Source organism: Sphingobium agrisoli (assembly GCF_041877245.1).
Taxonomy (GTDB): Bacteria; Pseudomonadota; Alphaproteobacteria; order Sphingomonadales; family Sphingomonadaceae; genus Sphingobium.
The window spans coordinates 598,177-611,643 of sequence record NZ_JBHDJI010000001.1; the positions used below are offsets into that span (position 1 = coordinate 598,177).

The following is a 13,467-nucleotide window of genomic DNA, read 5'->3' on the forward strand; positions in this document are numbered from 1 at the left end:
TCGACTTCGCTCAGCCCGAACGGAACAAATGTCCAGAAAGAAAAAGGGCCGGCGTTGCGGCCGGCCCCTCAAGTTGTCCTCAGGGGGAGGATCAGAAGTTCGCCCGGATGCCGGCCAGAACCTGGCGACCGGGGTAGAAGATCGAATAGGGCGCGTTGTCGTAGGCGAAGATGGTGCGGATCGGCTCGTTGGTGATGTTGAGTACGTCCACCGTCAGGCGCAGCGCCTTGTTGAAGAAGGGCAGCTGATATCCCGCCGACAGGTCAAGCTGACCGCGCGAGTCATTGCCGAGGAAGGCGTTGCTGATGCCGTTCTGCGGACCGTTCTGGCCGATCGACTTGTCGTTCCAGACATAGTTCAGGCTGACCGACAGGCCGTGATCCTCATAGAAGCCCTGAAGATTGTAGGACCATTTGGGCACGCCGGTGGCGACCAGGCCGGACGCCGAGGACTGCTTGAGGTAAGTGCCGTTGGCCGAGAAGCCGAGGCCCTTCACCAGGAAGTCGAGCGGCTGCACCCAGGTCGCCTCGATCCCCTGGATCTTGAGCGACTGGAGGTTGACCGGACGGTTGACCGTGATCGGCAGGTTCTCGACGGCCAGACCCGTGGCGCGGGCGCGGTCGTTGAGCGCATTCTGCTGAGTCGATTGCAGGCTTGCGAAGGGGATGTTCAGCGATCCGAAGGTCACCTGGCTCTGCTGCGTCAGCGTGAAGCCCTGGATAGTCTTCTGGAATCCAGTCACGCCGATATAGCCGATGCCGCCGGTATAATATTCGCCGCCGATGTCGAGATTGTTCGAGGTGAAAGGCTGAAGGTCCGGGTTGCCGGCGGTCGCAATCAGCGCCGACGGATCGGAGAAAGTGACGCCCGGCAGGATGTTGCTGGCTTCCGGTCGCGTCATCGTCCGCGAGGCCGAGAAGCGCAGCTTGAGATTGTCCAGGGCGCTCCAGGTGACGTTGAGCGCGGGCAGGAAATTCTCGTAGGTGGAATTCGCCTCAATATCGACGATGGTGGTGCCGACCTGGCTCGGGCCGAGCACATTCTGCTTGGTGCGGGCGTAGCGCATGCCGGCGTTCACATCCAGGTCGCGGCCGACCAGCGTGGTACGGCCGTTGACCTCGAAATAGGCGCCCCACACCTTCTCATCGACATCGCCGGTCGCGCCGCCGGTGACCGCGCCGCGCGCTTCGGGGGCGTTGTCGCGGAACTGGTTATAGTTGGTGGCATCGATGATGGCGTTGAAGTCCGGCACGACGAAGGCGGAGTAGCCGACATTGCGGTTCGCCAGATGGCCGAAATTGTTCACAGGGAAGGGCAACAGATATTGCGGCACCTGTGCGTTGGTGATCGTTCCCGTCTGACCGGCACAATTCGCGCCGCACACCGTCAGCTGATAGGCCGAGCTGTTGTCGAAGGCGCGCACGAGGCGCTTAGCGCGGTCATAGGCGGCGCCGACCTTGAAGTTCAGATATTCGTCGCCATAGACGAGGTCGAGATGCGCGCCCTGCGTTTCGGTGCGACGGCGGACATTCTGGACATTCTGGCGATACCATTGCCAGCCGGCGGCCGGGCTGTTGAGATCGATATTGGTCGTGATCTGCGGATAATAGCCGTCCGTGTTGTCATAATAGACATCGACACCCGACTGCGGCGTCGTCTGGAACGCCCAGGTCGGCTGCTCGCGGAAGAAGCGGCTCTTCGACATGTTGAGGTTGGCGACGACCTTGAGCTTGTCGGTCGGCTGCCAAGTGACGCTGGGGTTGATGTTCCAGAAATGGGTGGTCTGCTTGAAGCGGCTCGCCTCCAGGAAGAAGGAGGAGTTGGCGAAGGTGCCGCTGGTGACGACGTTGTTTTCGTCCACAGTGAGGTCGATCGGGATCATGCCGCCGGTCGATTGCGGGCTGGTGCCGGGGCCGGAGTTGCGGACCTGCCAGTTCATGTTGACGCGGGTGAAGTCGCGCGTGGACTTGGCCCAGATGCCGTCGATCGCGAAGTGCAGCGCGTCGCTCGGACGCCATTCGACCGACGCGAGCGCCGAAATGCGCGAGCGGTCGCCGGTGGTGAGCGCGTTGCGGGCGAGACGCGGGATCAGCGCGGTGCTGAGTTGGCCCCGGGTCAGGCCCGAAGTCGCGACGACATCGACCGGCTGACCGGCGACGAGGCCGTGGCCAGCGTTGCGCGGCACGACCGAGGCCCAGGTGAAATTGTTGCCGCCCGGATCGCCCGCGCCCAGATTGCCGTCGGTCCAGCCCACCGTGTCGAAGCCGTCGACGCGAGTCTTGGTCTTGACGCCGGCGACGCCGAGCAGGATGCCGAACGTGTCGGTGGTTTGGCTGGCAACCAGCGCGCCGCGCGGGCTGATCTTGTCATTGCTGTCGGTATATTGGCCCTGTGCGACGACCGTGACATGGGTGCCGGGCTTGTCGAACGGCCGCGCGTTGCGGAGGTTGACCGTGCCGGCGATGCCGCCTTCGATGGTGGAAGCGGTCGCCGACTTGGCGAGATCGAGCCGGGTGAAGAGTTCCGACGGGAAGAAGTCGAGATCGACCTGGCGGTTGTCGCCGCCGCCGCCGGTGGTGCCACCGTCCGACGCGACCGCGATCTGCGATCCGTTCAGCAGCACCTTCGAGAAGCTGGGGCCAAGGCCGCGAATCGCCACCTGCGTGCCTTCGCCGGTGATGTCGCGGTTGAGGCGGACGCCCGGCATGCGGTTCAGTGTTTCGGCCAGGTTGGTCGCGGGCAGCTTGCCGATATCTTCGGCGAAGATGGCGTCGCCGAAGGCCACGGCATTCTTCTTGGCATTGGTGGCGCTTTGCAGCGAGCCGCGGATGCCAGTCACGACGATGTCGGTGACTTCTTCGTCCGGCGCGGCGGTTTGCGGCGCGGCGTCCTGCGCCATGGCGACCTGAGACAGGCCGAGCGAACCCAGGGCGGACGCCGCGAACAGGGCGGCGCGAAAGGCGTGAATATGTGCAGACATGGGAAAAACCTCTCCGAACCAGCGCACAGGGCTTAGACACAAGCCTACTGTTACCGTTATCAATGACGCGGTGGATAGCGCTGTTTAGACGCTTGTCAATAATACAAGCGGGAAAAATGGTAGCGTTACATTTACCTGTGGCAATCCTGCCGCAGGGTGGCGAGCGCGGCGCGAGCGCCCTGCTGTTCGAGGATCGCCAGCCAGCGGGCGAGCGTGTCGCGCAAGTCGCCATTGTCGCTTAAACCCGGCGGGAAGACTGCGGCAAGGCCGAGGATCGCGTCCACCCGATCGGCGGCGGTCGAGGCAGGCGCGAGCCGCTGCACGATCAGACCCGCCAGCGGGTCGTCGACCGCGTGCGGTGCGCCCATATCGTCGCGCCCGGCCTGCCAGCGAATCCAAGCCGCGACCGCCAGCGCCATCGCGGCGATCCCCTGCCCCCGCGCCAGCCGGTCCGCGATCGGCGCGAGCAGGCGCTGGGGCAGCTTCTGCGATCCGTCCATGGCGATCTGGCGCGTGCGGTGGCGCAGCGTCGGATTGTCGAAGCGGGCCATCAGCGCGCGACGATAGGCGGCGACATCCAGTTCAGGCGGGGGTGATAGCGTCGTTTCCGCCTCGTCCCACAGTGCCTCCACGAAGTGCCGCGCATCGGGCAGCGCCAGCACTTCGTGCACATGATCGATTCCGGCCAGGCCGCCCAGATAGGCGATCCCACTATGCGCGCCGTTGAGCAGGCGCAGCTTGGCTTCTTCCCAGGGCGCGACGGCGGCGGTCAGCTGAACGCCGGGGCCGAAATCGGGACGCGGGCCGCAGAAGCGGTCTTCGATCACCCATTGGCGGAAAGGTTCGGTCTTGACCATCGCCCGGTCCTCGACGCCGAGGCGGGCGGAGAGCTGCGCGATATCCTCTTCGGTGGTGGCGGGCACGATCCGGTCGACCATCGTCTGCGGGAAAGCGCCTTCCGCCGCGATCCAGTCGGCCAGCGCAGCGTCATGGCGGCGGGCAAGCGCAACCACCGCATCGCGCAGCCGTGCGCCATTGTGTGGGAGGTTGTCGCAACTGATCGCGGTGAAGGGCGGCAGGCCGGCGGCGCGGCGGCGGGCAAGCGCGGCGACGATGAAGCCGGGCGCGGTCTGGGGCCGGTCGAGCGAGGCGAGGTCGGCGGCGAGCTGCGGATCATCTTCGATCAGCGCGCCGGTGGCGGGATCGAGCTTGTAGCCCTTCTCGGTAATGGTCAGCGTCACGATATGCGTGTCGGGCGAGGCCATCGCGGTGATCAGCGCCTCTGGCTCCTCCGGCGCGACGAGCACCTGGCGGACCGCGCCGATGACGCGCGCCTGCTCGGCCGTGCCGTCGCGCACCAGCATGGTGTAAAGGCCGTCCTGCGGTTCCATCTGGTCGCGCACGGCAGGCGAGCGGAGCGAGGCTGCGACGATGCCCCAGCGCAGGTCGCCGGCGGCAAGCGCATCGTCGAAAAATGCCGCCTGATGGGCGCGGTGGAATGCACCGATGCCGAGATGCACGACGCCGTGACGGACGGCAGCGCGATCATAGCCGGGGCGAATCACATCGGCGGGCAAATCCGCCAGCGTGGCGGACGACAGTCTTTTCACAGCTTGTAAGCTTTCTTGACCAGATCATAGGCGAGCGCATGGGCGAGTTCGTGGGCTTCGTCCGCGTCCAACCGATGTTCGGCGACGAGCCGAGCAAGGAAGGCGCAATCCATGCGCCGGGCAACGTCGTGCCGCGCCGGGATCGACAGGAAGGCGCGGGTGTCGTCGTTGAAGCCGACCGTGTTGTAGAAGCCGCCGGTCTCGGTCGCGCGCTCGCGGAAGCGGCGCATCCCCTCGGGACTGTCATGGAACCACCAGGGCGGGCCGAGCTTCAATGCGGGATAATGGCCGGCGAGCGGGGCGAGTTCGCGAGAATAGACGTCCTCGTCCAGGGTGAAGAGAATGAGGGTCAGGCGCGGATCGTTGCCATAGAGGTCGAGCAAGGGCTTCAATGCCTGCACGAATTCGCCGGGCAGCGGAATGTCCCCGCCCTTGTCGCGGCCGAAGCGGGCGAGCACGGCGGCATTGTGGCTGCGATGGACGCCGGGGTGGAGCTGCATGACCAAGCCGTCCTCGATCGACATGCGCGCCATTTCGGTCAGCATATGGCCGCGGAACAGGCGGGCGTCGGCGGCGCTCAGCGGGCCGCTCATCGCGCGCGCGTAGAGCGCTTCGATATCGGCGGGGGGCAGATGTGCGGTGAAGGCGTCCGGGTGGCCGTGATCGGTCGAGGTCGCGCCGGCCGCGCGGAAATCGGCGCGGCGCTTTTCATGCGCGCGCAGATAGCCGGCGAAGCCGCCGGCGTCCTGGCCCGCCATGGCGCAGAAGGCGCGCACCCGGTCCGCGAAGCCGGCGATGTCGGGGTCCATCACCGGGTCGGGTCGGTAGGCGGTGACTACCCTGCCCGCCCAGCCCGACTGCCGGATCGCGCGATGATGGTCGAGCGGGTCGAGCGGGCCTTCGGTGGTGGCGATGACTTCGATGTTGAACCGTTCGAACAGCGCGCGCGGGCGAAAGGCGTCGGTCTTGAGCGCCGCGTCGATGATGTCATAATAATGGTCGGCGGTGGCGCGCTCCAACTGCACGTCGATGCCGAACGCCTCGGCGAACACCCAGTCGAGCCACAGGCGGGAGGGGGTGCCCCGGAACAGGTGATAGTGCGCGGCGAAGCGGCGCCAGATGGCGCGCGGATCGGCCTCGGTCGGGCTGCCGTCGACGGTTGGCACGCCCAGCTTCTCCAGCTTCACCCCCTGGCTGTAAAGCATCCGAAACACATAATGGTCGGGCACGATCAGCAGCTCGGCCGGGTTGGCGAAGGCTTCGTCATAAGCGAACCAGCGCGGATCGGTGTGGCCGTGCGGGCTGACGATCGGCAGATCCTTGACGCCCGCATAGAGGGCGCGGGCGATGGTGCGGGTGGAGGGGTCGGACGGAAAAAGGCGATCGGGATGGAGACGCAAGGGCGTGGTCATGCGGCGCTTTCGGCAAGGGGTATCGCCACCGGCTGATAGCGGGGCAGGAGAAGATGGATGACGGCGAGCGCCACGAGATAGGCGACCGAGGCGACGGCGAAGATCGGGCCGTAGCTGCCGATGGTTTCGAGGATGACGCCGGCGAACTTCGCCATCAGCATGCCGCCGACCGCGCCGGACAGGCCGCCCAAGCCCACGACCGACCCCGCCATCCAGCGCGGAAAGACGTCGCCCGGCAGCGCGTAGAGATTGGCGGAGAAGCCCTGATGCCCGGCGCAGGCGAGGCCGATCAGGCCGACCGCGACCCACATGGATGGCGCGCTTGTCGCAAAGGCGATCGGCACGGCGCAGAGGGCGGCGAGCAGCATCGCGCTCTTGCGGGCGCGGTTGACGCTCCAGCCCCGGCCCATCAGGCGCGAGGAGGTCCATCCACCCGCGATCGAGCCGACGTCGGCCAGCAGGTAAACGGCGATCAGCGGCGGACCGAAGTCCAGCATCTTGACGCCATATTGCTTGTTGAAGAAATCCGGCAGCCAGAACAGGAAGGTCCACCACACCGGATCGATCAGGAAGCGGCCCAGCATATAGGCCCAGGTCTGGCGATGACGGAACAAAGTCGCCCATTTGACGGGGCGCTGCGGCTCGACCGGATCGGTCTCGATCCAGGCCAGTTCTTCGGGCGTCAGGCTCTTCTTCTCGCGCGGGCGGCGGTAGAAGGCGAGCCAGGCGGCGAGCCAGACGACGGTCAGCAGGCCGGTCAGGATGAAGGCCCAGCGCCAGCCCATCGACACCGCGATGATCGGCACGATCAGCGGCGTCAGGATCGCGCCGACGTTCGATCCGGCGTTGAAGATGCCGATGGCGAAGGCGCGCTCCTTCTTGGGGAACCATTCGTTGGTCGCGGCGATCGCGGCGGGAAAGGTTCCCGCCTCCCCGATGGCCAGCGGAATGCGCGCCAGCAGCATCCCGGCGGTGGAGGTGAAGAAGATGTGGGCGACATGGCCGATCGTCCAGAGCGTCACGGCCAACGCATAGCCCGCCCGCGCGCCGATCCGGTCGATCAGGCGGCCGAAGAAGACATAGGCGATGCCATAGCCCGCCTGGAACCAGATGGCGAGGTCGGCATAGCCGCTCTCGCTCCATCCATAACGCGCCTGAAGATCGGGCTTGAGCGTCGGCAGCACGAGGCGGTCGACATAGCTCAGCACCACCGCCGCGAAGAGCAGGCCGCAGACGATCCAGCGGACTTTGCCGGAGGGTTTGGGCCCCAAGGGTTTGGGGATGGCGGTCATTGGCTCATCCATTTACCACAGCCCCCAACATCCGTTCGTGCTGAGCCTGTCGAAGCACGCGCGTGCCCTTCGACAAGCTCAGGGCGAACGGATGTCGGTGCCGTGCGTGAGAGGGCTGGCAGGATAGGCCGGACATTCCCATCACCAGTTGAACAGCGTGCCGTCTTCCAGCCGGTTCACCGGCAGGAAAGCGCGCTTATATTCGTATCCGGCTGCCAGTTCCTCGTCGATGTCGACGCCCAGGCCCGGCGCGTCGCCCGGATGCATCATGCCGTCCTGGAACGTGTAGGCGTGCGGGAAGACGGCGTCGGTCTCGGGTGTGTGGCGCATATATTCCTGCACGCCGAAGTTCGGCACCGACAGGTCGAAATGCAGCGCGGCGGCCATGCAGACGGGCGACAGGTCGGTCGCGCCGTGGCAGCCGGTCTTCACCTGATAGAGGTCGGCCAGCGCGGCAATGCGGCGCAGGTGCGTGATGCCGCCGGCATGGACCACGGTGGCGCGGATATAGTCGATCAGCTGGTTCTGGATCAGATCCTTCGCGTCCCAGATCGAATTGAAGATTTCCCCGACTGCGAGCGGCGCGGTGGTGTGCTGGCGGATCAGCTTGAACGCTTCCTGGTTCTCGGCAGGAGTGGCGTCCTCCAGCCAGAAGGGGCGATAGGGCTCCAGATCCTTGCCCAGTCGTCCCGCCTCGATCGGGGTCAGGCGGTGGTGGATGTCGTGCAGCAGGTGCACGTCCCACCCCAGCGCCTCGCGCGCCGCCTTGAACAGTTCGGGCACGACGCGCAGATATTTGCTCGTGCTCCAGACATTCTCGGTCGGCAGGTCGGCGTCGGCGGGTTCGTAGAAGTAGCGGTCCTTGCTGACACCATAGGTCGACGCCATGCCGGGCACGCCGCACTGGATGCGGATCGCCTTGTAACCCTGGCGCTGATAGTCGAGCGCGGCCTCGATCGTGTCGTCGATCGTCGTGCCGTTGGCGTGGCCATAGACCATCACGCCCTCCCGGCTCGCCCCGCCCAGCAGCTGATAGACGGGCAGCCCGGCGATCTTCCCCTTGATGTCCCACAGCGCCATGTCGACCGCCGCGATCGCGGTCATGGTGACGGGGCCGCGCCGCCAATAGGCGCCCTTGTAAAGATACTGCCAGATATCTTCGATCCGGTGCGCGTCGCGGCCGATGAGGCAGGGGATGACATGGTCGGTCAGGTAGCTGGCGACCGACAGCTCGCGGCCGTTGAGCGTCGCGTCGCCGACGCCGGTAGTGCCGTCGTCGCAAATGATCTTGAGCGTCACGAAATTGCGGCCGGGGCAGGTGATGATGACCTTGGCATCTACGATCTTTGGCATGTGCACAGTCCTGTTCAGATGATTTCGAGCGGGATGGTCTGGAGATTTTCGCTGTCCGGACCGACCATGATGTCGAAGAGGCCGGGTTCGACCTCTTCCTGCATGTCGAGGTTCCAGAGCGAGAAAGCGGCGGGGCCGAGCGTGATGCGAACGGTTTTCGCCTCGCCGGGCGCGAGAGAGACTCGCTCGAACCCCTTCAATGACTTGATCGGGCGGGTGACACTGGCGGTTTGATCGCGGACATAGAGCTGGACGACCTCGTCCCCTGCCCGTTGGCCGGTATTACGGACGTCGACTTCGACCGTCACTTCGCCGCCCGTACCGATGCGGGGAGAAGACAGGCGTGGCTTCCCAAACGCAAAGCTCGTGTAGCAGAGGCCATAGCCGAACGGGTAAAGCGGACTTATATCCTCGAACACATAGCCGCGCCGGGCGCTCGGCTTGCGGTTGTAGAAGACCGGCACCTGCCCCGCGTCGCGCGCGACGGTCACGGGCAGCTTCGCGCCGGGACTGACGTCGCCGAACAGGATGTCGGCCATCGCGGTGCCACCCTCCTGCCCCGGATACCAGCATTCCAGCAGCGCGTTCGCGCCTTCCGCCACGGTGGGATAGCTGGGCGGGCGGCCGTTGATCGCGCAGACGACGACCGGCTTGCCGGTCGCCTTCATGGCGAGAAACAGGTCATTCTGTTCGCCGACCAGATCGAGGCTGGTGCGGTCGCCGAGATGGTTCCTTGCGAAGCCCTCGCGGCTGGTCTGTTCGGTGTCGCCGATGGCGAGGATGACGATGTCGGCTGACTTCGCGACCTCTACCGCCTCCGCGATCAGCGCTCGGTTCTTCGTCGGGTCGGCGAGCAGCACCTCGTTGGCCGAGCGATCCTCGCTCTGGGTGATGAACACGCCCTGGGCATGGACGACATCCGCCTTGCCCCTGAGCTTGGCCTGCACGCCTTCCAGCAGCGAGACGGTCTGGCGCGGCACGCTGGAGTAGCCGCCGAGGCGGGCGATGGCGGCGTTGGGGCCGATCACCGCGACGCGCTTGTGCGCGCCGGGGGTGAGCGGCAGGACGCCGTCGTTCTTCAGCAGAACGACGGAGCGATGCGCGGCCTTGAGCGCCAGCGCGCGCGCTTCCCGGTTGCCGGTGATCGCCGCATGATCCCGGCGCGGCCAGGGATTTTCGAACAGGCCCGCGCGGAATTTCAGCGTCAACATGCGCTCGGCTGCGATGTCGACGGCTTCCTGCGGGACTTTGCCGCCGCGCACCTGTTCCACGAGCGTCCGATAGGTCATCCCGTCGGGCAGCTCGCAATCGACCCCCGCGCGCAGGGCGGCGCGCGCGGCGGCCTGCGGGTCGGGCTGGACATGGTGGATGGTGTCGAGTTCGTGGACAGCGCCATAATCGCTGACCACCGCGCCATCGAAATGCCATTCGCCGCGCAGAATGTCGTTCAGCAGCCACTTGTTCTGGTGGCTCGGCACACCGTCAATCTCGTTATAGCTGGGCATCACGGCGGCGATGCCGGTGCGCTTGAACACCTCGCGGAAGGGCGGGAAGAAATTTTCGCGCAGTTCCCGCTCGCTGATCGGCGCTGGCGCGACATTCTCGCCCGCCTGCGGCTGGCCGTGGCCGGTCATGTGCTTGAGGGTCGCCATTACCTTGTCGGGGCCGAGCTGCCTGCTTTCCCCTTGCAGGCCGAGGACGGCGGCGACGCCCATTTCGCCGCAGAGATAGGGGTCTTCGCCGAACGTCTCCTCGATCCGGCCCCAGCGGGGATCGCGGGCGATATCGACGACGGGAGACAGCGCCAGATGCACGCCGCGCGCGCGGACTTCGCGGGCGATGACGGACTGAACGTCGCGCATCAGGTCGCGGTCGAAGCTGCCGGCGAGGCCAATCGCCATCGGGAACATGGTCGCTTCGGTCGCCATATAGCCGTGCAGCGATTCCTCGTGGAAGAGGACGGGGATGCCAAGGCGGGTTTCCTCGATCGCCCATTTCTGGACGGCGGTGACAAAATCGACGGTCTCCTGCGGCGTGCGCCAGCGCGCGCCGACGCCGCCCGCCTGGTTGGCATCGCCCGCTACGCCGCGCTTGTCGGACGGGCGGGTGATCTGGCCGAAGCCGTCGGGATAGGCGGCGCTCGCCTTGGCGGGCGAGAAGGCGATGCCGTCCATCACCTCCGCCTTGGTCGCCCAGAGCGCGATGATCTGACCGACCTTCTCCTCCAGCGTCATGCGGGAGAGGAGATCGCGGACGCGCAGGTCGATGGGCGCGGACGCATCCTTGTAGAGCGGGCCGCTGCGCGCCTTCCCCAGCGCCGGCGTTGCGGCAGTGGAGGCGAGCAGGCCAAGGGCGTGGCGACGCGACAGGCTCATGGAGTGACCGTCAGCGTCGTGGACTGGAGCGCGACCGACGAGTTGCCGGTCATGATCTCGAACTCGCCCGGCTCGACCACGCGGTGCATTTCGTCATTCCACATCTGGAGGCTTTCGGGCGTGATCGCGAAGCTGACGGTGCGGCTCTCGCCCGGTTTCAGCGTCACGCGCCGGAAGCCCTTCAGTTCCTTGATAGGGCGGGTGACCGAGCTGATCTTGTCGCGAATGTAGAGCTGGACGACCTCGTCTCCGGCACGTTGACCCGTGTTGCGAACAGCGAGTGAGACAGTTGTTTGGCCGCCCGCACCGATGCTGGTTGCTGCCAGCTTGGGCGCGGAAAGCTCGAATGTCGTGTAGCTGAGGCCATAGCCGAAGGGGTAGAGCGGGTCGGTGGTATCGAACAGATAACCGCGCCGCGCCGATGGCTTAGCGTTGTAGAAAATGGGCAGCTGGCCGACCGAGCGGGGGACGGTGACGGGCAGCTTGCCGCCCGGATTGACGTCGCCGAACAGCACGTCTGCGACGGCATTGCCGCCCTGCTCGCCCAGATACCAGCCTTCGATTATGGCGTTCGCCTGCTCGCTGATCTTCACCGTCGAGGCGGGCCGGCCGTTGATGAGGATGACGGTGATCGGCTTGCCCAGCGCCTTCAAGGCGTCGAACAGTTCCTGCTGTTCGCCGACGAGATCAAGGCTGGGGCGGTCGCCGAGATGCGTGCTGGCCCAGCCTTCGCGGCTCGTTTGTTCGGTGTCGCCCAGGGTCAGGACGATATGGTCGACGCCCCGCGCCGCCTCGACCGCCTGCGCGATCAGCTTGCGGTTTTCGGCAGGATCGGACTTCACGACCTTGTCGGCCCACCAGTCGTCATCCTCGGTGATCTTGACGCCTGGGGCAAAGACGATCTTCGCATTCGATCCGACCTTCGCCCTGATCCCGTCGAGGATCGATACGGTATGTGGCGGCTGGCCGTAATAGCCGCCCAGACGCGCGACGGCGGCGCTGGGGCCGATGACCGCTATCGTGCCTTCGGGCTTCAGCGGCAGCATGCCGTCATTCTTCAGCAGGGTGATGGAGCGCTGGGCGGCGGTCAGCGCCAGCGCGCGGGCCTCGGCATTGTTGGTGATCTTTTCCGAGGCGGCGGCATCGGCATAAGGGTTCTCGAACAGGCCGGCGCGGAACTTCAGCTCCAGCATCCGGCGCACCGCCTGGTCGACCTTCGCCTCGGCGACCTTGCCGTCGCGCACCAGCTTCCCGAGCTTCGCATAGGAGATGCCGTCGGGCAGGTCCGCGTCGACGCCTGCGTCGAGCGCGCGGATCGCCGCACCTTCCAGATCGGGGGCGATATGGTGAATGCTCATGAGTTGGTCGACCGCCGAATAATCGGACACGACCGCCCCTCTGAAGCCCCATTCGCGGCGGAGAATATCCTCCAGCAGCCAGCGGTTGGCGTGGCTTGGCACCCCGTCAATCTCGTTATAGGACGCCATGACCGCTTCGATGCCGGTGCGCTTCACCACCTGTTCGAATGGCGGGAAGAAATTCTCGCGCAGTTCGCGCTCCGAATAGGGAGCGGGGCCGACATTGGTGCCGCTTTCGGGCTGGCCGTGGCCCGTCAGATGCTTGAGCGTAGCGAACACCTTGCCGGGGCGCAGGGTGCGGGCGCGCCCCTCCCCCTGCAAGCCTTCGACAGCGGCGACGCCCATCTCGCCGGCGAGATAGGGGTCTTCGCCGAACGTCTCCTCGATCCGGCCCCAGCGCGGATCGCGGGCGATGTCGACGACCGGCGAAAGGACCAGGGTGACCCCGCGCGATCGGATTTCGCGGGCGATGACCGCGTTCACCTGACGCAGCATCGCGGGATCGAAGGCGGAGGCCATGGCGATGGCCTGGGGGAAGCTGGTCGCGCCGAGGGCTGCGTAGCCGTGCAACCCCTCTTCATGGAAGAGGATCGGGATGCCGAGGCGGGTTTCCGTCATCGCCCATTTTTGCAGGGCGTTGACGAGCGCGACCGTCTGGCGGGCGTCACGTCCCGGTACGACCCGAGGACTCCCGCCCGCCTTCGCATCGGAAGGGCGGGCGAAATGGCCGAGACCCGCCGGATAGGCGGCCCGGAGCTTGGCGAGGTCGAGCTGGAGCCGGTCGTCGAAGATCGCGACCTTTCCCTCCCATACCGTGGTGATCTGCGCGATCTTTTCGTCCAGCGTCATGCGGGCGAGCAGATCGTCGATGCGCGACTCGACGGGGGCGGATGCGTCCTTGTAGAGCGGGCGGGCGCTGGCGGAGGCTGGCGCAGGGGCGGCCGCAGCGACGGGCGCGATCATGCTGAGCGCCAGCGCGGTCGACAGGCCCAGGATTTTGCCGGGATGAATCATGTGAAAGCCCCCTCCATTTTCAGCCGGCCGCCGCTTTTAGCTTGCAGCGCTGACTGATACCGTTACCATTGGT

Annotated in this window: 7 protein-coding genes; all 7 read right to left on the bottom strand. The window is 66.0% G+C overall.

What is annotated here, in order from left to right; all coding sequences use genetic code 11:
* Nucleotides 1-91: 91 nt before the first annotated feature.
* The 7 genes from ACETPF_RS02825 to ACETPF_RS02855 all read right to left on the bottom strand — a co-directional run bounded on the left by ACETPF_RS02825 (nt 92) and on the right by ACETPF_RS02855 (nt 13,394).
* Nucleotides 92-2,980, bottom strand: coding sequence for a TonB-dependent receptor (locus ACETPF_RS02825; protein WP_373932746.1), 2,889 nt, complete (start codon nt 2,978-2,980; stop codon nt 92-94).
* A gap of 131 nt (nt 2,981-3,111) precedes the next feature.
* The gene (locus ACETPF_RS02830; protein ID WP_373932747.1) at nt 3,112-4,590 is read right to left on the bottom strand and encodes a mannitol dehydrogenase family protein; all 1,479 of its coding nucleotides are present in this window, start codon (nt 4,588-4,590) and stop codon (nt 3,112-3,114) included.
* Nucleotides 4,587-6,002 carry a glucuronate isomerase gene (gene uxaC, locus ACETPF_RS02835; protein ID WP_373932748.1) on the bottom strand — a complete coding sequence of 472 codons (1,416 nt, stop codon included), beginning with the start codon at nt 6,000-6,002 and terminating at the stop codon, nt 4,587-4,589. The genes ACETPF_RS02830 and uxaC overlap by 4 nt, the downstream gene beginning before the upstream one ends.
* The gene (locus ACETPF_RS02840; RefSeq protein ID WP_373932749.1) at nt 5,999-7,294 is read right to left on the bottom strand and encodes an MFS transporter; all 1,296 of its coding nucleotides are present in this window, start codon (nt 7,292-7,294) and stop codon (nt 5,999-6,001) included. The genes uxaC and ACETPF_RS02840 overlap by 4 nt, the downstream gene beginning before the upstream one ends.
* 141 nt (nt 7,295-7,435) lie before the next feature.
* Nucleotides 7,436-8,647: a D-mannonate dehydratase ManD gene (manD, locus tag ACETPF_RS02845; RefSeq protein ID WP_373932750.1), complete on the bottom strand. Its 1,212-nt coding sequence runs from the start codon at nt 8,645-8,647 to the stop codon at nt 7,436-7,438.
* Between the two features lie 14 nt (nt 8,648-8,661).
* Nucleotides 8,662-11,022 (bottom strand): glycoside hydrolase family 3 N-terminal domain-containing protein, encoded by a 2,361-nt coding sequence (locus tag ACETPF_RS02850; RefSeq protein ID WP_373932751.1) that lies wholly within the window; start codon nt 11,020-11,022, stop codon nt 8,662-8,664.
* A complete protein-coding gene (locus tag ACETPF_RS02855) occupies nt 11,019-13,394 on the bottom strand; it encodes a glycoside hydrolase family 3 N-terminal domain-containing protein (RefSeq protein ID WP_373932752.1) in 2,376 nt (791 codons plus the stop codon). The genes ACETPF_RS02850 and ACETPF_RS02855 overlap by 4 nt, the downstream gene beginning before the upstream one ends.
* Between the last annotated feature and the right edge of the window lie 73 nt (nt 13,395-13,467).